Origin of the sequence: Ruminococcus bromii, from assembly GCF_928721825.1 — a bacterium.
Lineage (GTDB): Bacteria > Bacillota > Clostridia > Oscillospirales > Acutalibacteraceae > Ruminococcoides > Ruminococcoides bromii.
In genome coordinates this window covers 240,624-262,599 of the sequence record NZ_CAKMVP010000003.1, presented here as the reverse complement: position 1 = coordinate 262,599, position 21,976 = coordinate 240,624, and the positions used below count along the sequence as shown (strand labels likewise).

At 39.9% G+C, this 21,976-nt stretch carries 20 protein-coding genes and 1 tRNA gene; 2 read left to right on the top strand and 19 right to left on the bottom strand.

Annotated features, from left to right (window positions below; genetic code table 11):
- Nucleotides 1-444 precede the first annotated feature (444 nt).
- The 8 genes from QDI94_RS01480 to QDI94_RS01445 form a co-directional block, all read right to left on the bottom strand.
- Nucleotides 445-529 (bottom strand) — tRNA-Leu (locus tag QDI94_RS01480).
- A 152-nt stretch (nucleotides 530-681) separates the two neighbouring features.
- Nucleotides 682-1,653, bottom strand: coding sequence for an SGNH/GDSL hydrolase family protein (locus tag QDI94_RS01475; RefSeq protein WP_278866571.1), 972 nt, complete (start codon nucleotides 1,651-1,653; stop codon nucleotides 682-684).
- Between the two features lie 12 nt (nucleotides 1,654-1,665).
- A complete protein-coding gene (locus tag QDI94_RS01470) occupies nucleotides 1,666-3,300 on the bottom strand; it encodes an MBOAT family O-acyltransferase (protein WP_278866569.1) in 1,635 nt (544 codons plus the stop codon).
- Between the two features lies 1 nt (nucleotide 3,301).
- Nucleotides 3,302-3,532, bottom strand: a complete 231-nt coding sequence (locus tag QDI94_RS01465; RefSeq protein WP_015523676.1) for a phosphopantetheine-binding protein — start codon at nucleotides 3,530-3,532, stop codon at nucleotides 3,302-3,304.
- Nucleotide 3,533: 1 nt separating this feature from the next.
- Nucleotides 3,534-4,712 carry a diaminopimelate decarboxylase family protein gene (locus tag QDI94_RS01460; RefSeq protein ID WP_278866567.1) on the bottom strand — a complete coding sequence of 393 codons (1,179 nt, stop codon included), beginning with the start codon at nucleotides 4,710-4,712 and terminating at the stop codon, nucleotides 3,534-3,536.
- Nucleotides 4,709-6,229, bottom strand: a complete 1,521-nt coding sequence (locus QDI94_RS01455) for an amino acid adenylation domain-containing protein (RefSeq protein WP_278866565.1) — start codon at nucleotides 6,227-6,229, stop codon at nucleotides 4,709-4,711. The genes QDI94_RS01460 and QDI94_RS01455 overlap by 4 nt, the downstream gene beginning before the upstream one ends.
- A 176-nt stretch (nucleotides 6,230-6,405) precedes the next feature.
- Complete coding sequence (locus tag QDI94_RS01450; RefSeq protein ID WP_101029009.1) at nucleotides 6,406-7,740, bottom strand: sensor histidine kinase; 1,335 nt, start codon at nucleotides 7,738-7,740, stop codon at nucleotides 6,406-6,408.
- Nucleotides 7,737-8,444 (bottom strand): response regulator transcription factor, encoded by a 708-nt coding sequence (locus QDI94_RS01445; protein WP_278866562.1) that lies wholly within the window; start codon nucleotides 8,442-8,444, stop codon nucleotides 7,737-7,739. Before QDI94_RS01445 ends, QDI94_RS01450 begins: the two co-directional genes overlap by 4 nt.
- Before the next feature lie 314 nt (nucleotides 8,445-8,758).
- On the opposite strand from QDI94_RS01445, the gene QDI94_RS01440 reads away from it, so the two are divergent.
- Entirely contained in the window at nucleotides 8,759-9,241 is a 483-nt protein-coding gene (locus QDI94_RS01440; protein WP_278866560.1) for a DUF2798 domain-containing protein, read from the top strand.
- A 72-nt stretch (nucleotides 9,242-9,313) separates the two neighbouring features.
- Here the strand turns inward: QDI94_RS01440 and QDI94_RS01435 are convergent, their stop codons facing one another.
- From QDI94_RS01435 to rlmD, 11 genes are all read right to left on the bottom strand, one after another.
- The gene (locus QDI94_RS01435) at nucleotides 9,314-9,532 is read right to left on the bottom strand and encodes a DUF3006 domain-containing protein (RefSeq protein WP_021883312.1); all 219 of its coding nucleotides are present in this window, start codon (nucleotides 9,530-9,532) and stop codon (nucleotides 9,314-9,316) included.
- A gap of 2 nt (nucleotides 9,533-9,534) precedes the next feature.
- Nucleotides 9,535-10,458 (bottom strand): ComEC/Rec2 family competence protein, encoded by a 924-nt coding sequence (locus tag QDI94_RS01430; RefSeq protein ID WP_278866558.1) that lies wholly within the window; start codon nucleotides 10,456-10,458, stop codon nucleotides 9,535-9,537.
- A gap of 93 nt (nucleotides 10,459-10,551) precedes the next feature.
- Nucleotides 10,552-12,450 (bottom strand): ABC transporter ATP-binding protein, encoded by a 1,899-nt coding sequence (locus QDI94_RS01425; protein ID WP_278866556.1) that lies wholly within the window; start codon nucleotides 12,448-12,450, stop codon nucleotides 10,552-10,554.
- 2 nt (nucleotides 12,451-12,452) lie between these two features.
- Complete coding sequence (locus tag QDI94_RS01420) at nucleotides 12,453-14,201, bottom strand: ABC transporter ATP-binding protein (RefSeq protein WP_278866555.1); 1,749 nt, start codon at nucleotides 14,199-14,201, stop codon at nucleotides 12,453-12,455.
- A gap of 17 nt (nucleotides 14,202-14,218) precedes the next feature.
- The gene (locus QDI94_RS01415; RefSeq protein ID WP_015523669.1) at nucleotides 14,219-14,701 is read right to left on the bottom strand and encodes a MarR family winged helix-turn-helix transcriptional regulator; all 483 of its coding nucleotides are present in this window, start codon (nucleotides 14,699-14,701) and stop codon (nucleotides 14,219-14,221) included.
- Nucleotides 14,702-14,924: 223 nt separating this feature from the next.
- Entirely contained in the window at nucleotides 14,925-15,650 is a 726-nt protein-coding gene (locus QDI94_RS01410) for a hypothetical protein (protein WP_278866553.1), read from the bottom strand.
- A 51-nt stretch (nucleotides 15,651-15,701) separates the two neighbouring features.
- Entirely contained in the window at nucleotides 15,702-16,667 is a 966-nt protein-coding gene (locus tag QDI94_RS01405; RefSeq protein WP_278866552.1) for a YihY/virulence factor BrkB family protein, read from the bottom strand.
- A 30-nt stretch (nucleotides 16,668-16,697) separates the two neighbouring features.
- Complete coding sequence (locus QDI94_RS01400; RefSeq protein WP_015523667.1) at nucleotides 16,698-17,465, bottom strand: SDR family NAD(P)-dependent oxidoreductase; 768 nt, start codon at nucleotides 17,463-17,465, stop codon at nucleotides 16,698-16,700.
- Nucleotides 17,465-18,109, bottom strand: coding sequence for a class I SAM-dependent methyltransferase (locus tag QDI94_RS01395; protein WP_117881244.1), 645 nt, complete (start codon nucleotides 18,107-18,109; stop codon nucleotides 17,465-17,467). The genes QDI94_RS01400 and QDI94_RS01395 overlap by 1 nt, the downstream gene beginning before the upstream one ends.
- Before the next feature lie 50 nt (nucleotides 18,110-18,159).
- The gene (locus tag QDI94_RS01390; RefSeq protein WP_278866549.1) at nucleotides 18,160-18,810 is read right to left on the bottom strand and encodes a hypothetical protein; all 651 of its coding nucleotides are present in this window, start codon (nucleotides 18,808-18,810) and stop codon (nucleotides 18,160-18,162) included.
- Nucleotides 18,811-18,836: 26 nt separating this feature from the next.
- Entirely contained in the window at nucleotides 18,837-20,201 is a 1,365-nt protein-coding gene (rlmD, locus tag QDI94_RS01385) for a 23S rRNA (uracil(1939)-C(5))-methyltransferase RlmD (protein WP_278866547.1), read from the bottom strand.
- Between the two features lie 285 nt (nucleotides 20,202-20,486).
- Here rlmD and murC point away from each other — a divergent pair, with 285 nt between their 5' ends.
- Nucleotides 20,487-21,887 carry a UDP-N-acetylmuramate--L-alanine ligase gene (murC, locus tag QDI94_RS01380; RefSeq protein ID WP_242958578.1) on the top strand — a complete coding sequence of 467 codons (1,401 nt, stop codon included), beginning with the start codon at nucleotides 20,487-20,489 and terminating at the stop codon, nucleotides 21,885-21,887.
- The last annotated feature ends 89 nt before the right edge of the window (nucleotides 21,888-21,976 follow it).

Here is a 21,976-nt window from a genome sequence, read left to right as displayed (position 1 = left end):
GCGGCTTGTTCATCGTCATACTTTCATCAACGCTCTCCCTAAAAACAGTTGTTTTCTTTTATCTGCTTTTTGTTTTACAGTTACTCTCTCCCCGTCTGAAATACAGTCGCCTTGCGTTGTGCATAAATGCACTTCCTTATGCTCCTTATTTCAGACAGCGCTTTGCTCCCTTTTTCCGCCACAGGCGGCGGTCGCAAGGCTACCTCAAGTCCCGTCATATTCCCTATTGCAGTTTGTTATAGCGGTAACTGCGAGTGACGGTGATTGCTATTTGTCAAACTTCCGTCCTCGCCAATGTGGCTTGTTCATAGTCATACTTTCATCAACGCTCTCCCTAAAAACAGTCCACCGGACTGTTTTCTTAACGGTCGCCTTCAAGTCCCGTCATCGCTTGCTTGCATAAAATAGAAAAGACTTGATACGCAAGGTATCAAGTCTTTTCTATGGTGCGAGTGACGGGACTTGAACCCGTACGTCGTGAAACACACGCCCCTCAAACGTGCCTGTCTGCCTATTCCAGCACACTCGCATTTATCTCTCACTTTTTTCGTGAGCAGTATTGATTATACGGTAAAACTGTAATTTTGTCAATACTTTTTTAAAAGTTTTTTAATATTTCTTTCCCCTGCATTGAATTGCAACACAGGGGAAAGATTTTAGATTCTAAATAAATCAGTTTTCCTAACTTGTAACCTTTTTGACCTTCTTTTCAAACTTATCAAGACAGGTATTCCAGTTATCGTATGACGGATCGTTACGCTTATCTTTGAAGAGCTTTGTATCGTCAAGATACTTTCCGATATAATTTGTCACCTTCACAGCACCTTTGTAGTTAAGGTGATCGCCTTTATCCTTTGTATCCTTTTTCCAATCAATCGGGATATCGTCACGGAGCAAATTGGTATCGATATAATCAACACCGAGATCCTTTGAAACCGCTTCCATAGCATTATGTCGCTGATAGTTCCAGTTTTTTGTGCTTGGGGTACTTATCAGCACAAGTTTTGCACCGTGCTTTTTACAGAATTTCGCAATTTCGTTGAGATACTTTTTGTTGGTAGAAAGTATCGGTGCAGAAACATCGGAATACTTCATATATTTCTTGATAGCCTTATCTGTCGCAGGCTTAGACTTTTTAGTAAAGTAATAACCTTTGTTATTCTCGTTCGCAGTATATTCAACTGTAGCCGAAAAATCCTTGAGCTGAAGATTCTTCCAACGGTCATGATATCTGAACACAGGGAAAATCTGCTCTGCCTTATATGTGATTTCATCCTCAAAATAAGATTTTCTGAAAATCGCATTGGTTTCAAGGAACACAATCTTCGGACTTTGTTTTTCAAAAGTTTTTTTCAAAAATTCCATTGAGTACACAAGCTTTTGAGCCGGAGAAGAAACATCATACGAGGTAATTCCGTAATCCCTCCAGATATAGAGCGGAATGAACGAATGATACACCTCACTGTCACCGATAAATACAGTGTCAATACTGTCTTTAGGTTCACTGAAAATACCGTTTGCTCTCGGATAATGGATACCCGCCGCCTTGTCATTTGACTTTGGCTGAAATATGAGTGAGGACACCTGAAGTAATCCGAGAAGTATTGCAACAAACAGGACACAGCTGACAATTCTCTTAATTATTTTCTTCATAATCAGACCTCCTTAGAAGTTCGCATAAATCGGATCAACGGCAACATAGCCCTTGCCGTAAGCACCGAAGATTATGATGAACATAATAAGAGCGTAAACAGCCGCCCATCTTATAACAACATTTCTCTTTGCAATTGCGCCACGCACACATATTCCCTTTTCATTGAGAACGCTTATTACAAAAATAAATGCAAGCGCAATAAGCACGATCATAACATCATGCATATCAATTTTAAGCTTTTTCATAAGCTCATAGTTAAGGCTTGAAAAGCTGAAATCGGTCACCATTTTCCCGAACATTGAAAGACCTGTTGTAAGTCTTTCTGCTCTGAAAAACATTTCGCCGATAACAACAAGTATTCCTGTACGAACCATCTGGAACACTCTGTATGCAAAGCATTCGGAATTGATATGAAGCTTTTTATTGAATGCGGTAACCGCAGGCGCAATGATATTGCCCGACAGGATAAGCACAAAGTGGTACATACCGAAGAATATGTAGCCCCACGCAGAACCGTGCCACAGTCCGTTGCAGAACCAAACACAGAACAACGCTATACTTCCTGCAAGCAACGGGCCAAAGTGGTTGCCGAGCTTTTTGCGTGCGGAAGATGTAAGATTTTTCATCGGCTTTGACATGGTGACGGGATAGAAGATATAATCCTTGAACCATGTGCCGAGTGTAATATGCCACCTTTTCCAAAATTCTGAAATTGATTTTGAAAAGAAAGGTCTTTCAAAGTTTTCGGGCATTGTAACGCCGAAAATCTGAGCAACACCCATTACTGCGTCCATTGTACCGGAGAAATCGCAATAGAGCTGAATTGTATAGGCAATTGCTCCGAGAGCGATTATTCCGCCCTGATAGTCATCGTAATGGCTGAAAATCTGCTTAATCATAGGATTAAGTCTGTCAGCGATTACGAGTTTTTTCATAAGGCCGAAAAGAATACGGACTGCACCGAGTTTTAAGTTTTCAAACTCAATTTGCTTTACATTCCACAGCTGGTCGGCTGTCTGACCGTAACGGCAGATAGGACCTTCTACAATCTGCGGAAAGAAAGACATAAACAACGCAAGTCTTAATATGTTGTCATCGGCTTTAATAAGTCCTCTGTAAACATCAAATAGGTACGATACAGCCTGCAAAGTAAAGAATGAAATACCAATCGGCATTATATAACTCGGAATATCAAACTGAATCGGAATATTTAAAAGCGACAACAGCGAATTTATATTTGTTGTGAAAAACGGTGAGTATTTTATCACTAACAAACCGCCAATCATAAGTACGGCGGCAAAGAGCAGAACTCTGCGACTGCGGTGGAGATAAACCTTTTTAAGAGCCTTTTTCTCCTCTTTAGGCACAGTCTTGAGCGCCGCACTTTTTTGAGTTTGTATTCTGTCAAGCCATAAGCCGAAATAATGAACACCCATTATTATCAAAATCAGATAGGCGATTAACTCTCCGCTTATGAGCCAGAAGAACGCAAAGCTTGCAATAAGCAGAAAATACCTTCTCGCTCTCTGCGGTATAACAGCATACACAACAACTGAAACAGGCAGAAACATAACAAGAAACGCTACCGAAAAATATGAGGTAAGCGTGTCAAGACTGCCCGCCATCAGTAATGATGGGAGATCCATCTTACTCCTCCTCTTGGAGTCTTTCAATCATACTCCACATTGCCTTTACTGAATTAAAGTTTGCGGGAACAACCTCCACTGCAGGAACTGTCACATCAAAAGCGTCCTCAATCTCGGCAATAAGAGAAATAATTGAAAGAGAGTCAAGATAGTGACCGTCAATAAGGTTTTCACAGCCTTCGTAATCTACATCGGGTTTAATGTCCTCTAAAATCTCAATAAGTTCATCCATTTTAATTCGTTTCCTTTCTGTAATTGGGTTTGTTTAAATTAAACGTTTCAAAGGAATCACGGACGCAAAGATATGTTCCGTCCTCCTTTTTTATATAAACCGAGGGAATGTCACGGCTTAAAAACAAAGAAATTCCCTCTGTCATACAATAAGCGCCTGTGTTTTCAAAACAAATTACATCACCGATTTCAATATCGGGCAAAGAAATCTGTTTTGCGATTATATCGTTCATGGAGCAGAGCGAACCGCAGATATTCCACGATTCGGTACACGGCTCGGTTTCTTTTCCGCAAACCGAAAGGTATGGCTGTTTCATAGCCATATGCTGACCGTAGTACACAATATGGTTCATTCCGCCGTCAACAAGGAGGTAGTTCTCTCCTTTGTTGCACTTTTTGTCAACGATATGCGTGTAATATTTACCGCAGGCTGCGGCAATGCTTCGTCCGAGTTCAAGCGTGATTTTAGGCTTTGAAGTCATCTCATTCAAAAGCTGTGCAAATCCGCCGATAAGCTCGTCCTCATTTATATTATCTTCCTTGAAATAGGCTGCAGGGAATCCTGTGCCGTATTCAAGCTCTTCTGCGGTATAATCATATTTTTCTTTGAGAAGAATAAGAAGATTGTCAAGTTTGTCAATTTCTCTCTTGAGTTTTTTGAGAGAGGTTTTCTGTGTTCCTGAAAAGAACTGAATACCAAGTATGTCGAGATATTCAAATTCATTTCTTTTTGAGATAATTTCTTCGATTTCATCGGAATTGATTCCGAACTGACTTCCGTTTGTAAGTCTTAAAAGCAAAGAAATTTTCTTTTTATATTTTTCGGACAATTCTCTGAAAAGATTAAACTGTGTAAGTGACTCTACGGTGAATATTCTGTCGCATTTTCCGTTTGCAACCATATTTTCCATAACTTCGGGAGTTTTGTACACACCCGAAATCACCATCATTTCATCGGGAATATCAAGTAAATCGCAGATTTCAGCCTCACCCGGTGAGCAGATTTCAAAGCGGTCAACATCATTTTCAAGTTCTGCCGTAATGAATGTGTTCGCCTTGATTGCATAGCAGACTGCAACATTTTCGGGAAGCATTTTTCTGAGATATGATACTCTGTCTTTGAGAGTTTTTACATCAAAAACATAGAATGCAGTTTTGTTCTGCTTTAATATTTCGTTCATTTTCTTCTGCCCCCTGCAATTTCAGCAAGCTTTTTACGGTCAATTTTGCCGTTCTTTGTTAGCGGCATTTCATCAACCTTGCGGATAACGCCCGGAATCATAAACGCAGGCAAATCTCTTGACATTGATGTGGCAAGCTCGTCCTTTTCAATTGAGCCTACGAAAAAGCCCTTGAGCCTTGATTTTTTCTCATCAAAAATACAACAGCATTGCTCAACACCGTCAACAGCCGACATCTCACGCTCGATTTCCTCAAGCTCTATGCGATGTCCCATATATTTAATCTGAAAATCCTTTCTTCCGCTGAAAACAAGTTCGCCGTTTTCGTTGTATCTTGCAAGGTCGCCTGTTCTGTAAATCAGTTCGGGATAATGCGGATTAAGGGGATTCTGAACAAAAGCCTTTGCATTCTGTTCGGGATTTGAGTAGTAACCGAGTGCAAGAGCAGTACCTCTCACGCAGATTTCACCGACTTTGCCAACCTCTGAAATTCTGTTATTATTCTCATCAAGAAGAATAACATCTTCATTGGGGAACGGTTTGCCTATCGGAATACCGTCTTCATAGTCGCAATCGTTGTCGAGAATATGGTATGTGCAGTTGCAGGTGATTTCCGTCGGTCCGTAAAGGTTGACATACTTTGCATTTGGAAGATGTGAACGGAAATTTTTAAGCGCCTTGAGCGGCATAACCTCACCGCTGAAAAGAATCTTATTAACGGTTTCGGGAGTTCTGTAGTCAAGCGCATGGAATGTGCTGATAAGGCAGAGAGCCGAAACAGCCCATATCATAACAGTAATCCTGCGGTCACATATGAAATCAATGAGTTCGGCAGGAGCGGAGAACATTCTCCTCGGCACAACAACAAGAGTTGCGCCTGTTTTAACAGCCGAATAGATATCCTTGACGGACACATCAAAATCAAACGGTGCTTGATTTGCTATTACATCGTTATTATCAATGCCGAATATTTCGGTAAAATGGTCAATAAAGTCAATTACACTTCTGTGACACACAACAATTCCCTTTGGAGTGCCTGTTGAACCCGAAGTAAAGTTGATGTAGAGCGGATCTGTGTCAATTTTATGGCTGCGGATTTCGCCAAGCCTTGCATAATCAGGTTCCGATTTTGCCAAATCTTCAAAGGTCACAATTTTTCTTTCAGAGAAATATTCTTTCGCTGTTTCAAGCAAGCTTTCAGAAGTTACAATCACCCTTGGATTGAGTACGGAAACTGTGGTCTGAAGTCTGTTCTGCGGAAGCTCCGTGTTGAGAACAGAATAAAATCCGCCTGCGTACACGGCAGCAAAAAATGCCGCTACCGCATCAGCACATTTTTCCATATATACGCCTACTGCATCTCCCGATGTGATAAGTTCAGAAAGGGCGGTTCCGACAGAAGAGCTGAGTTTTACAAGCTCAGAATATGTATAGGAAACCTTTTCGTCAGTTACCGCACATTTGTCGGGAAAACAGTCGGCAGAGTTTTCAAGATAAGCCAGCACACTGCTGTTCATAGCTGCACCTCATTATATATTTGTATATTAATTATCAAATTATAAATTCGTTAACCAAATATTATATATTGCATATTGCAAACGCATTAACATAATACCACAAAATTCGTCAAAAAGTATCACAAAAATGTCACAAGTAAGTAATTATTTATATTTTCAGCAATTTGCACAAATAATCAGTCAACAATCGGCAGTTTCACTTCAAATACAGCACCGTCAAGGTAGTTATACGCTGTTACGTTGCCCTTGTGCAGATGAATAATCTCCTTTGCAAGTGAAAGTCCAATACCCGTTCCGCCGTCACTGCCTTTATAAAACCTGTCAAAAATATGTTCAATATCGTCACGGTCAATACCTTTGCCGTCATCCTTGAACCTGATATAAACATACTTTGGATTAGTTTCAATAATCACTGTAATTTTCTTTTTGGAATATTTCAGACCGTTCACAATGATATTACGAAATGCTCTTGCCATCAGATATTCATCACATTTTACCGTGATTACCTCATCGGGAAATTCAGGAACAATGCTTACACCGTTCATCTGCTGAACCGCATCGAGTGAGCGGAAGCAATCATAGAGAACCTCTTTTATGTCAATCTTTACAAGGTCAAGCTTAAAATGTCGTGAATCAATTTTTGAAATTGAAAGAATTTCCTCAACAAGACCTGTCATTCTCTCGGTTTCCTGCATAATTATGCCTGCGGCATTCTGCGGATCTACAACATCCATTTCAATACCCTCGGCATAGCCTTGAATTGCCATAAGAGGAGTTTTGAGTTCGTGAGAAGAGTTTTGAAAGAATCTGCGCTGAGTTTTCTGTGATTCCTCGATTTTAACGCCGAGTCTGTAACCGATTATGCTCATCACAACAATTGCGCAAAGAAAAATTGCCGAAATAAGCCAATTGAGCGAACGGGTATATTTTACGATATGGTCGATATTTATGTACATTAAATACACGGGCGAATCGTTTTCATCGGATTCTGCGTCGTCCCAATAATCATAATTCTGCGGTTCTTCATAAACGGTAAATATATAATAGCCGTTGTCTGTTTGAAGTGTATATATTTGTTCTTCGGATATATTGTGATTCTTAACCCATTCAGTGAGTTCGTATGTACTTTTTAATGAAGTTGAATTTGAGCCGACAAGGCTGTTGCCCTCGGAGGTATTTTTATCATTAAGAGCGTCTGTTACATCAATATAGTAAATATCCGAGGTGAAATACGAATCCTGATAACCGCTCTCAAACTTTTTTTGAAGAGTTGATTCTTCAGTTGATTCTTCATTGGAATCTTCTTCATAATAATCCGAAGAATCATCTTCACTCTCATCGTTGCTGTTAGAAATATAATACCGATAATCAATTTCGTATTCCAGAGCGTCTTCTGCCTCACTTACGAAGTGGGACGGCAAAACTATATTTAAAATTCCTGCAAATGCGAAAAAAAGTAAAATCATTGACGACCATACAATAATCAATATACGGAATTTTATGTGTTTCACTTTTTATCCTCCGCAATGCTTATTCTGTAACCGAAGCCCCATATTGTGCCTATGCTGACATTACTGCCGGCAAGGCTTAATTTTCTGCGTATTCTTCGCAAGGTTTCATCTGTTACACGGGTTTCAACTTCGGTATCGAATCCCCACACACCATCAAGAATTTCTTCTCTTGGAAATGCCTTTTTCGGGTCTTTTAACATATATGTGAGCATTTTAAGCTCTGTCTTGCTCAAAGCAACAGGCTTGCCCTTGCAATAAAGGCAGTTTTCCTCTGCTGAAAATCTAAGGTTGCCTGCCTCAATATCCGAAAGCTCCTGACCTGTCACCTTTTTGGTGTTCATATCCATTCGTCTTAAAAGGGATTTTACTCTCATTAAAAGGGTTGTAAGTCTGAACGGCTTTGTAAGATAATCGTCACTGCCGAGGGTTATGCCTCTTACATAGTCATATTCGGAATCCTTTGCCGTGAGCATAATTATAGGAACATCAGTTACCGTTCTCAGCTGACGGCATATTGTCAAGCCGTCTGTTCCGGGCATCATTATATCAAGAATTACAAGTTCACACGGTTTTTTAAGGAATTCCTCCATAAGCTCGTCACCGGTTTCAAATGCGGTAACGCTGTAACCGTCACTCTCAAGAAACTTTGTAATAAGGTCACGAATGTTCTTTTCATCATCCGCAATATAAATTGATGCACCCATAGTAAAAATACCCTTTCTGAACAGAACCGCAAGTTTTAAGTATAATTTTCATCACAATCATCTGTATTATAACAAATTTCAAAGTAAAAATCCACCGAGAAATGAATCTGAATTGTAATAAAAGTGTCACAAAATGTATTAAACAGAGTAATTGCAATGAAAATTTTTTTGAAGTTGACAAAATAAAAAAATTATAGTATAATCTCTGAAATATATAATGGTTTAATTGGAAACGCACATTTCTCCTTAAGGAAATGATAACGAACAACACTTATATGTTTACTAAGTTATCATTTTTATAAAGGAGATTTTTTATGCCAAAAACTAAATTTCAGGAAGTTATTTTTACGATTATCATGGTGTTCTTTATGGTTTATGCCATGATCTGCTACAACACAGCTCTTAATATCGGCGGAATGAAAAACGAAATTTTTCTTTCCGCCTTCAAAGAACTTTCTTTTATGGGACCGATTGCATTTATTCTTGACTTTTTCATTATCGGTCACATTGCCAAAAAGCTTGCTTTTAAGATTGTAAACCCTGCAAAGGATAATCCTTTCTTCCTTGTACTCGCAATTTCTGCAATTTCGGTTATCTTTATGTGTCCTCTTATGAGCCTTGCTGCTACTCTTATTTTCAAAAATGCGGGTGTTGAGGTTATTTCGGTATGGCTTGAAACTACCGCACTCAACTTCCCTATGGCACTTTGCTGGCAGTTGTTTTTTGCAGGCCCGATTGTCAGATTCATTTTCAGACATATTTTCAGAAGGTCACTTACAGCAGACAACACACATTGATTACACAATTACAAATAAAAATGCTCTGTACCGTTTAATTTGGTACAGAGCATTTTTGTTTTTGCATGATTTTTAATCTTCAAAAAGCGAATTCATCAGATTTTTTATTTTTTCTTTTCTGGCTTTTGTTTCATCGCTGTTCAGAAAATAGCTGTTTTCCTGAAAGTTGATTACATCGCCTTCTTTGATATTTTTTGGCAGGGCTTTAAGTTCAAGATTCACCATATCGCCGTTTTCACACTCGAGAACAGCCTTGTCGCCTTCTATTCTGTCAACAATAAATTTTTTCAAGCTTATTCATCCCTTTTCATTGAAGTTTGTCCCGTTTTGATTGTCACACCTGAACCCTCGGTTGAAATAACAACTGTTCCGTTTTCATCGGTTCTGTATGTTTCAACTCCGAATTTATCAAGCAGTTTTAATGTGCTTTTGTGCGGATGTCCGTAGCTGTTGTCCTTTCCGAGTGAAATAACCGCATATTTAGGATTTACCTTTTCAAGCAACGCTTTTGTTGTTGATGTTCTGCTTCCGTGATGACCTACTTTAAGAACTTCTGCACTCATATCTGCCGTAACGGTTTCAAGCTCTTTCTTTTCGGCATCTCCGAGAAACAGAAAACTGTCATTTTTATAATTCATTTTAAGAATTATCGAGCAATTGTTCAGATTATCCTCGTCAATCTTTACGGGAGCAAGAATATTTATGTTGAAATCGTTGTCATCAATAATATTCATACCTGCTTTGGCTGACTTGACTTTAAGTCCCTTGTCTGCAATTGCCGTGAGCAGATTCTCATAGGTCTTGGTTGTGGTTGTAACCTTAGGCATATAGATTTCACCGATATCGTTATGCTTTACAACATAAGCCATTGAACCGATATGATCTGCGTGAGGGTGAGTTGCTACGAGATAATCAATCCTTGTGTATCCGAGATTATTGATATATTCGGTAATACTTTTGCCGTACATATTCTCGCCTGCGTCAATCAGCATACACTTTTGATTCGGCAGTTCAATGAATATGCTGTCGCCCTGCCCGACATCAAGGTAATGAACCGATAAAGTTCCGATTTCCGAAACAGTTGTTTTGCTTTCCGAATCGGAACCGTTCACATTGATATTGATTGAACACGAACAAAGTGCAAGACAGATTACCGCAAACAATGCAGTAAGCTTTAATATTAATATTAATTTTGAATTAATTTTAATTTTTAACACCTCACAATTCTGAGTCTTATTGTACAATAAACAAGTCAATATTTCAAGAACAGAAAAAGGAGAGCCTTTGCGACTCTCCCCTTTCGATTATCATTATGCGGTTTTGCCTGTATAAAGCTGATAGTATCTGCCCTTTTGTTCAAGAAGCCGTTCGTGTGAACCACGCTCGATGATTCTGCCGTTTTCAAGAACCATAATACAGTCTGAATTTTTGATTGTAGAAAGTCTGTGGGCAATAACAAAGGTTGTTCTGCCGCTCATAAGCCTGTCCATACTGTCCTGAACCATCTTTTCGGTACGGGTATCAATTGAGCTTGTAGCCTCGTCAAGGATAAGTGCGGGCGGATCTGCAACAGCGGCTCTTGCAATTGCAAGCATCTGGCGCTGTCCCTGACTGAGGTTGCCGCCGTCACCTTTGAGCAGGGTGTTGTAGCCGTCAGGAAGTTTTCTGATAAAGCTGTCTGCGTTGGCAAGCTTTGCCGCTGCGATAACCTCTTCGTCTGTTGCGTCAAGTCTGCCGTAGCGGATATTTTCCATTACGGTATCCGTGAACAGGTGTGTATCCTGTAAAACTATACCGAGCGAACGGCGAAGGTCGCCTTTTTTGATTTTGTTGATATTGATTCCGTCATAACGGATTTTACCGTCCTGAATATCGTAGAATCGGTTAATAAGGTTTGTGATTGTTGTTTTGCCTGCACCTGTTGAACCGACAAACGCAATCTTCTGACCCGGTTCTGCGTACAAATCAATATTGTGAAGAACGATTTTATCATCTGTATAACCGAAGTCAACATCGTCCATAACAAGCGCACCCTTGAGTTCACGGTACTCTGTTTTGCCTGTTTCACTGTGGGTATGCTTCCAAGCCCACATACCTGTTTTTTCCTCTGTTTCAACAAGCCTGTCGCCCTCTTTGCGGACATTGACAAGTGTTACATATCCGTCATCAACCTCAGGCTCTTCGTCAAGAAGTTTGAATATACGGTCCGCACCTGCAAGCGCCATAACAATTGAGTTAAACTGCTGGCTGACCTGATTGATAGGCTGGGTAAAGCTCTTGTTGAATGTGAGGAAGCTTACAAGCTTGCCGATTGTAAATCCGAGGAAGTTGTTGAGAGCAAAGATACAACCTACGATTGCACAAAGTACATAGCTGATGTTACCGATTTGTGCGTTAATCGGCATAAGGATATTTGCAAACTTATTTGCGTTGTATGAACTGTTGAAAAGCCTGTCATTAAGCTCATTGAATTCTTCAATGCTCTTTTTTTCATGGTTAAATACTTTTACAACCTTCTGACCGTTCATCATTTCCTCAATGTAACCGTTAGTCGCACCGAGGTCTGCCTGCTGTTTTGCAAAAAACCTTCCGCTTCTTGACGCAAGCTGTTTTGTTACAAAAAGCATTACACCAACCATTACAAGTGTAAGAATTGTAAGAGGAATACTGAGTGTAAACATACTGACAAGAACGGCTATGATTGTAATTCCGCTGTTGAAAAGCTGAGGAATACTCTGGCTGATCATCTGACGGAGGGTGTCAATATCGTTTGTGTAAACACTCATGATATCGCCGTGAGGGTGTGTGTCAAAGTATTTTATCGGAAGGCTTTCCATATGTTCAAATATCTGACAACGCAAATCACGCATTGTACCCTGTGTTACATAAACCATAATTTTTGCGTAGATAAACGCCGACGCTGCACCGATTGCATAGAAGATTGCAACTCTTAAAATTGCTCCGAGCATCGGTCCGAAGTCACGGCTGCCGCTCTGAATCATCGGAGTGATGTAATCGTCAATAAGATTCTGAATAAACAATGAACCCTGAACATTTGCAAGTACGCTGATGAGGATGCAGACGAAAACAATAATCATCTGAAATTTATATTTTTTGAAGATAATACCGAATAGTCTTTTAAGAACCTGACCTGAATTTTCAACCTTTTGTGCAGGTCCTCGGTTTCTTCTTCCCATTGGTCCCGGCATAATTACAGCTCTCCTTTCGCATCAAAATCACCGTTGCCGCTTGTCTGGGCAACATAAATTTCATTGTAAATCGGACTGTTTTTGATAAGCTCTTCGTGAGTACCCACTGCGCTTATCTCACCGTCATCCATTACAATAATCTTGTCTGCGTGTGAAACGCTTGATACACGCTGTGAAATAATCAGCTTTGTAGTATCGGGGATATTCTCGCTGAATGCCTTGCGGATACTTGCGTCTGTTGCGGTATCAACTGCACTTGTCGAATCATCAAGGATAAGGATTTTCGGATTTTTCAGCAAAGCTCTTGCAATGCAAAGGCGCTGTTTCTGACCGCCCGAAACATTAGTACCGCCCTGTTCGATTTTTGTGTTGTACTTATCGGGGAAGCTTTCGATAAACGCATCTGCACACGCAAGCTTGCAGGCATTGACGCATTCTTCCTCTGTAGCATTTTCGTTGCCCCATCTTAGGTTGTCAAGGATTGTACCGCTGAAAAGAACATTCGACTGGAGCACAACCGAAACCTTGTCACGCAGAGTTTCGATATCATAGTCACGAACATCTTTTCCACCGACCTTAACAGAACCTTCGGTTACATCATAAAGTCTTGCAATAAGGTTTACAAGGCTTGTTTTTGAAGAACCCGTACCGCCGATAATACCGATTGTTTCGCCTGATTTGATTTTAAGGTTGATATCGTTGAGAATCGGTTTTTCGGCTTTTGTGTTGTATGAGAATGAAACATTGTCAAACTCAATGCTTCCGTCCTTAACCTCGTAAACAGGGTTTTCGGGATTTGCAAGCGTTGATTTTTCATTAAGCACACCTGCAACACGCTTACCGCTTGCAATGCTCATTGTGAGCATTACAAACACCATTGCCACCATAAGAAGATTCATAAGAATGTTCATACAATATGTGAGCATACTTGTAAGTTCACCTGTTGTAAGCTCACTGCTTACGATCATATTTGCGCCAAACCAGCTTACAAGAATGATTGATGCGTATGAAGTAACCATCATAATCGGTGATACTGTTACCATTGCATTTTCAGCCTTAACAAAGAGTCTGTAAACATTGTCGGCTGCCTTGCGAAACTTGCCGACCTCGTGCTTTTCACGAACGAAAGCCTTTACAACTCTGATTGAAGTTACATTTTCCTGAACGCTTGCGTTGAGTTCATCGTACTTTTCAAAAACCTGACTGAAATACTTGTATGTTGCCTTCATAATAAAGGCAAGAACAACAGAAAGTAAAATTGTTGCAATGAGATAAATACAGGCAAGCCTTGCATTGATGATGAATGTCATTGCCATTGCACAGATGAGCGATACAGGCGCTCTGAAACACATTCTTAAAAGCATCTGATATGCATTTTGAAGATTTGTTACATCCGTTGTCATACGGGTAACAAGTCCTGCGGTTGAGTAACGGTCAATGTTGGCAAACGAGAATGACTGGATATTTGCAAACATTGAGCGTCTGAGGTTTCTTGCAAAGCCTGCCGAAGCTTTTGCACCGTAGATACCGCCCATCATACCTGCAAACAAGCCCGTGAGTGCAAGTGCGCCCATATAACCGCCCGTTATGAGTATGTGCTGCATATCGCCCTTGTTGATACCGTCGTCAATCATTGATGACATAAGAAACGGAATAATTGTTTCAACAATTACTTCGAGTATCATAAAGAACGGTGTAAGAACAGACTCTTTGACGAAACCTTTGATATTTTTTGCCAAAGTTTTTATCATACTTATCTCCTTCCGTTTTAATTTGCATTTTCAAGTCCGCTGAGAATTTTATTTATAAGAAAAAGAAATTGTTTCTTTTCTTCTTTTGTCAGCAGACTGTCAAGCAAAGTTTCGTTTTTGGTTATCATATTTTCGATTTTGTAATGAAGTTCAATACCTGTTTCGGTCAAGACAAGTTTTTTGAGCCTTGCGTCACTTTCAACGCTCTCCCTCGTTATGTAATTTTTCTTTTCCATAAGTTTAAGAATACTTGTAACGGTTGAACGGGCAATTGAAAATGCGTTTTCAATATCTTTTTGGTAAACATCTTCATCACAATGATCATAAAGATATGCAATAATCCAGCCGTGCATAAGAGTCAGCTTATCCACTCCCTTATCCTTGGCGGAATAGATTAACTTTCTCTGCAAAACCTGATTAAGCACCTTGATTTCGTGACCGATTGAATCATTAAAGCGTTTGTTGCACTTACAGCTTTTTACGCTTTTGTCATCACACATTATTTCACCTCCGAAATCACACTTATGAGATATTGTTCTATATAGAATAGTTCGATACAAAACAATTTGTATCAGTAATTATAGCACCTTCATTTTGAATGTCAAGAGAAATTACAAATAATTATTCAAAGTTTCACATTGCTGTCACAAATCAAAAGCGACAGCTAAAATTACAGCTGTCGCAGTTAAAATCATATTCACTTTGCACAAATTATGACAATTGTCACTTTTTTAAGATTTCTGTCGCATCACGAATATCGGGAGTTTTGTCACCGTTGATATCGCAAACAAAAAGAGCATACTGATTTTCGTCATAATCGTCAAAGGTCAGGTCTTTGATAAGATACTTCTGAATAAGCTCAGCGTCCTTTTCATCTGTTTTTCCGTCAATGTTGAGGTCTTTCATATTTTTGGGAACGCAACCGCCGTCAAGCACAAAATCAATACCGCTGTCGTTCATGAGTTCATCGGCTCTGTTTTTGTCAACATCAACAATGTAAAGTCCCAATGTGTCAAAGCATTGATAAACATACTTTGCATCCTTTAAAATCTCGGCTTTCTTTTCTTTTGCCCTGTCATTTGTTATGCCTGCACCTTGAAGATGCGAATCAAGCTTTGCAATCATCTCCATTGCGTAATCGTTATCCGTCATTGCACGGTCGAGATCAACACCGTTTGTCATATAGAACCAACCGAGCGAACCCATAACATATAGATTATTCACATCAAGTCCGCAGTAAACGGCAATTTTCCCGTCCTTGTACTGACCTTTTTTCATCGACATTTTTGAATAGCCCTTGATTATACTGTAACCGAGCTTCATTCCGTCCTCGCTGATATAGTCAAGGTCAAATGCCGCTGCATTCGTGCATGAAAGACACGCTCCGCCGATGAGCATTGCAAATACGAGCAATATTGAAATCACCTTTTTAGAAAATTTTCTTTTCACAAAAAACACCTCCATTGGTAGTATCACCGAACGGAAGTGTTTTATTTTGATTTATTTACTTTTATTTGACTTATTATTTTTTCTTTCTTTTCTTATTTGATTAAGCTCTGAACCCTTGATTTTTACCTTTCTTTTAAATTTTGCGACTGTGAATACCTTTATCCTGTCATGATAGACATAATTGATTTCGGCACAAACCATAAGACAAACCATAAGAAAGTAAAACCAGATCATAATAACGGCAATTCTGGTAAGACCTCCGTACACGGAAAATCCGTTGAAGTCTGACACATAAACCGAAATGCCGAACGAAAGCACATACCACGAAACCGTGCAGAGAAACGCACCCGGCAGCTGCGACTTAAAGCCGTATTCCTTATGCTCACTGCGTGAGATGTTCGGAAAGTTCCTGTAAATCAGCGCAAACAATACCGTGAGAAACATAAAGATAAGTATATATCTGAGATGATAGATTATTCCGATTATGTCCGGCAATGATTTCAGGTGCGGTGAAAGAAAATCGTTAATTGTTGAACCGAGGACAATAAGTACAAGTGACGCAAGCACAATTACAAACAATGCAATTGTGTAGAACATTGCTCTTATTCTTAAAAAGAACCAGTTTCTGTTTTCGTATGCGTCATAAATTCTGTTAAGACCGTTTGTGATTGCATGGATTCCCTGTGCCGCCGACCACAGAGTGACTACAAGCGTTACAAGAGAAATTCCCACAGCACTTTCATAGGCAGAGGTCAGAAAGTATGTTAAGTCATCGGCAATTTTTGACGAAAACACACTGCTGAGTCCGTGATAAACAAAATCAATCGGAATGTGCAGGTTCTGCAAAAGTGACACAAAGAACATTGAGAGCGGCACAGCCGATAATATGATGAAGAATGCCGACTGTCCGGCAATTGCAAAAATATTATCGTGAACGCATTTGCTTGTTATCGGTTCAAATCTGCCTGTTATTCTTTTGTAAAGTTTTATCGCCTTGTCAACGAATTTTATTCTCAATGTGTCACCTCCCCTATTTCTATATGATAATTATTTTATACCGTTTTTCTTCATCTGAACATTATAAGAAATTCTTGTGAGAAGTTTTTCGGGTGCAAAATGTCTGAAAAACGACACCGCTTTCATTTCAAAGCCGGGTGTGATAATCATTTTGCCCTTCATGGTCATGTCAACGGCATACCTTGCAACAAACTTCGGGTCAAGTCCTCTTATGCAGAATTTAACATCCGCAACATTATTGAAGTTGGTTTTTACGGGACCCGGGCAAAGTACCGAAACCTTAACATTTTTATTATCCCTACGCATTTCTTCATGAATCGCCTGAGTAAGACGGACAACATAATTCTTTGACGCATAGTAGCTTGCAAATGTCGGCCCTGCAAGAAATCCTGCGGCTGAACCTACATTGAGAATATATCCGCTATTTCTCTCCGCCATATCTTTAAGAAAAAGCTTTGTGAGAATGTGAACCGTTGAAACATTTGTGTGAATGAGTTCAAGCTCTCTTTCAAGCGGAACATCCAAAAATTTTCCGTAAGCACCGAATCCGGCGTTGTTGACAAGAAAATCAATCTGTTCATTTTCATTCTTAATATGCTCATACAAATCCATGCTGTCACTTTCTCGTGAAAAATCAAGCGTAATTACCCTGACATTCACATTTGAAAGTTCCTCTTTCAGCTTGTTAAGCTTATCGGTTGAGCGTGATACAAGAATAAGGTCATAACCGAGTTCTGCAAGATATCGGGCGATTTCTTTACCTATGCCCGAACTTGCGCCTGTAATCAAAGCCTTCATTAGTTTTCATCATCCTTCGGTTTTTGTGCTGTGGCACAAAGCCATGTTGTACCTTCCTTAGTGTATGTGTTTATGTTTTCAAAGCCTGCCGATTCAAGTACGGCTCTGATTTCCTGCGGAGTTACCGACTTGATATTCAGCATATTTTCAACCTTTTCCCACTTGAACGGATCATCGTCTGTTCTGAGCATTTCAAAAAGCAGCATAACCGTTCCGCCCTGTTTGAGAACACGAAAAACTTCTTTTACATCATTTTCCTTATCAGGCCAGAAGTAGTAGGTTTCAACTGCCGTGATATTATCGAATGTATTGTCATCAAAAGGCATATCGGATACAGATGCCTGAAGAATTTTCGCTTTGTTGCAGAGTATATTTTTTGAATTGAGTTTTTCGGAGGATTTTACCGAGAGTTCGGAATAGTCGATTCCGTAAACCTTGCCGTTGGCAACAATTGAGCAAAGTCGGTCAACGGTTTTTCCGCCGCCGCAGCCTATGTCAAGTACAGTTGCGGTGCGTTCAATATTCATATGTTCAAGTCCCCATGAGGTGAGGCTTGAATGTCCTTTATTCATAGCCTTAATCATCATTTTGCCCCAAAATCCGTTTGGCTTTTTAGCATTCTCAACCAACTTGCGGTATTTCATAAAAATCACTCCAATCTGAAATTTTCATCTGTTTACTGTCTTATTATCTATTATTTTCTTTTTCTTCCTGTTGAATTAAGTTTTTGAAGCAGAAGTGCAAGGAAAAACGCACCGCCTACTATAACGATGAACCAAACAAATGACATATACAACGGTTGATTCATCACACGCAAAAACGGGTATGGACCGTCAATTGCACCGACTATATTAAGTATAATAAGCAGAATCGCATATATTAATGTAGGGATTGTAGCCGTGAAAGCTGATTTTGTGTTAAGGTGAGGTTCTTTTTCAAAAAGCACAAACGATAAAATTGTAAGAATCGGACACAAAGTATGTAAAAAGGTGAAGTCTTTGTTAAAAAGCATATAGAGCCAACCGTTTATGCCATCTCCACGCATCGGGGAAAGTACAGCAAGAACTACGATAAATGTTACCGAAAGCACAGCCGCCGCCATATATTTGAACATTTGAACCGAGTGCGGAATTTCTTTTCCGCTTTTGAGATATCGCACCTGAAAGCCTGCCATAACCGCACAGGCAACAAGTGCAAACAGGTTGCTGTCCTCAGTGTAATATATAAGCGGATAACAGCCTATTTTGAAAAACACGATAATTATTGCGGCAATCTCACAAGCGATAATCGCAAGATTAAATGCCAAAGCTGTTTTTGTTCGTTTAATTTTAAGAATATTTTGCATTTTAATTCCTTTTCTATATTATTTTGTTAATTTCTTTCAATCAATGCCACGCTCTCTACATGGGAGGTTCCGGAGAACATATCGCAGGGGGTGATCTCTTTGGGGGTGTAGCCGTTTTCTGTGAAGAATTTTAAATCTCTTGCGAGGGTTGCGGGGTCACAGGATACATAGACTACACGGCTCGGCGACATTCTTGAAATTGTCTTTACAAGCTCTTCGCCGCAGCCTTTTCTCGGTGGGTCAAGAATTACGCAGTCGGGTTTTAAACCCTCTTTTTCAAGCTGAAATGCGGCATCTGAGGCATCTCCGCAGATGAATCGTGCATTTTCAATGCCGTTTGCTTTTGCATTTTCATTTGCATCTTTCACGGCATCTTCAACAATCTCCGCACCGATAAGCTGTTTACAGGAATCAGCCATTGTAAGACCTATTGTACCCGTTCCGCAATATAAATCAAGCAGAATTTCGTCAGATTTAAGATTTGCATATTCTTTGGCTTTGCCGTAAAGCTTTTCAGCCTGTTTTCTGTTGATCTGCCAGAACGAAAACGGTGAAATTTTAAACTGCAATCCGCAAAGTGTGTCGGTAATATGGTCACTTCCGTAGATTGTTCTGTTTTTTCTGCCGAGAACAACATTTGTTTTTTCTCTGTTAGAATTGATAATCACACTTTTTAACTGCGGAAGTTCGGATTTGAGCATTTTCACGAGTAAATCTTCCTGTTTAAGACCGTTTGCGTTGACAACATAGCACACCATAAGCTCGCCCGAAACCTCGCCGATTCTGATATAAATGTGGCGAAGTCTGCCCTTGCCTGTTGTTTCATCATAAATTTCCGTGTTAGTTTTTGTGATAAAATCTTTTGTAATTTCAATTACCCTTGCAAAAATTTCGGGCTGTAAAACACAGTCGGTGCAATTGATTATGCGGTGGCTGTGGAATGAGTAAAAGCCCGTCACAACATTTCCGTCACGGTCAAGACCGACAGGATACTGCGCCTTGTTGCGGTATCTTGTGATATTATCCGACGAAATTATCGGCTTGAAAACAACATTATCAAGACCGCCGATGCGTGTTACGGCATCTTCAACTCTCTGCTGTTTTATTTTGCATTCTTCCTCATAAGAAATATGTCGCCATGTGCAACCGCCGCACTTCATAAAGTTTTCGCAGTCGGGAGTAATTCTCGCCTTGGACGGAACGAGAATTTCTTCGATTTTGCCGAAAGCGTAGGTTTTCTTAACCTTTAATATACGCGCCTTGAGTTCGTCACCGATTGCAGAACCCTGTACAAAAACGGCAATGCCGTCATCTGTTCTTCCGACTCCGCTGCCCTCGGCAGTTGCCGAAGTTATTGTAAGGTTTACAATATCATTCTTTTTTAAAGTCATTTTATCACTCTGCCATTTTATGTGTATTTTTAGTTATAATCCTATTCCCCTTTATTTTAGCATTTACTCTACAATTTGGCAACAATTAAAACACAGTATCCGTACAATACACAAAAATTGCACAAATATCAAATTAGGTATTTATTTTTTTGTCCATTCGTCTTATAATATGAGTATTGCAGTTCTGTCACGGCATTGCTCTTTGAATGCAAATCGACCTGTGTTCCGACTTAAATACAGGCAAAGCGGAATGATTTTTGTGACAGACAAATATACTTATCAGGAATGGAGTGGACTATTGTGAATTACGACAGTCTTATGGATAACATAAAAAGAATACATTTTATCGGTATAGGCGGCAGCGGAATGTGTCCGCTGGCTGAGATTCTTCACCACGAGGGCTATGAGCTTTCGGGTTCGGATATGAACGAGGGTGAAACTCTTGACAGAATTAAGGGTTACGGCATTCCCGTATTTATGGGACACGCCGCAGAAAATATTAAGGGTGCAGAGCTTGTTGTTTACTCAGCGGCTGTTAAGGAAACTAACCCCGAAAGACAGGCGGCAAAGGAACTCGGTATTCCGTGCATTGAAAGAAGCGTAATGCTCGGTATTGTTACAAGAAGATACAGAAGAAGTATTGCGGTTTCGGGTACACACGGCAAAACAACGACAACCGCTATGCTTTCACAGGTGCTTATCGGCAGCGGTTTTGATCCGTCAGCTATTATCGGCGGAAAACTTCCGTTTATCGGTGGAAACAGCTATGTCGGTCACAGCGATTTAATCGTTTGTGAGGCCTGTGAGTATGTTGACACATTCTTACAGCTCAATCCGTTTATTTCGATTATTCTTAATATTGACGCAGATCATCTTGATTACTTCAAGAATCTTGACAACATTAAGAAGTCATTCAACAAATTTGCTCATCAGACAACAGGCTTGCTTGTTATCAACGGTGACGATGAAAACACTCTTGATGCCGTAAAGGATGTTGAGATTGAGAAAATCACCTACGGTTTTGGCGAAAACTGCGATTACAGAGCTGAAAACATCAGCGCAGACAAGGGTGTTCACGAGCAGTTTGACCTTTACTTCAAGGGTGAGAAGCTCACACAGATTAAGCTTATCGTTCCCGGAAAGCACAACATTTATAATGCACTTGCCGCTGCGGCTACTGCACATTATCTTGGCGCTACTCCGAAGGAAATTTCCGAGAATCTTCACAAGTTCGGCGGTGTTCACAGGAGATTTGAAATTCTCGGCACACCTGACGGAATTACTGTTGCCGATGACTTTGCTCATCATCCCACAGAACTTACCGCAACACTCAATGCCGCAATGAAAATGGGCTTTAACAAGGTTTGGGCAATATTCCAGCCGCATACATTTTCAAGAACAGCCATGCTCCTTGACGATTTTGCGGAGGCTCTTAAAATTCCGGATCAGGCAATTATTTCGGCTATTCTCCCTGTTCGTGAAACAAACACATATAACATCTATTCTACTGACCTCGGTGCAAAAGTTCCGGGTTCTGTATGTCTTGACACATTTGAAGAAATTACCGACTATGTTTGCAAGAATGCAAAAGAGGGCGACCTCATTCTCACAATGGGCGGCGGTAATGTGTATATGTGTGCCAATATGATTTACAAACAGCTTAAATATATGGAAGAAAATAAATAAGATTTTTAAACAAACAAAAGAACCGTGCTTTTATGTCACGGTTCTTTTTTCTTTTATTATATTATTTTAAAAAAGGAGTCACGGAATAT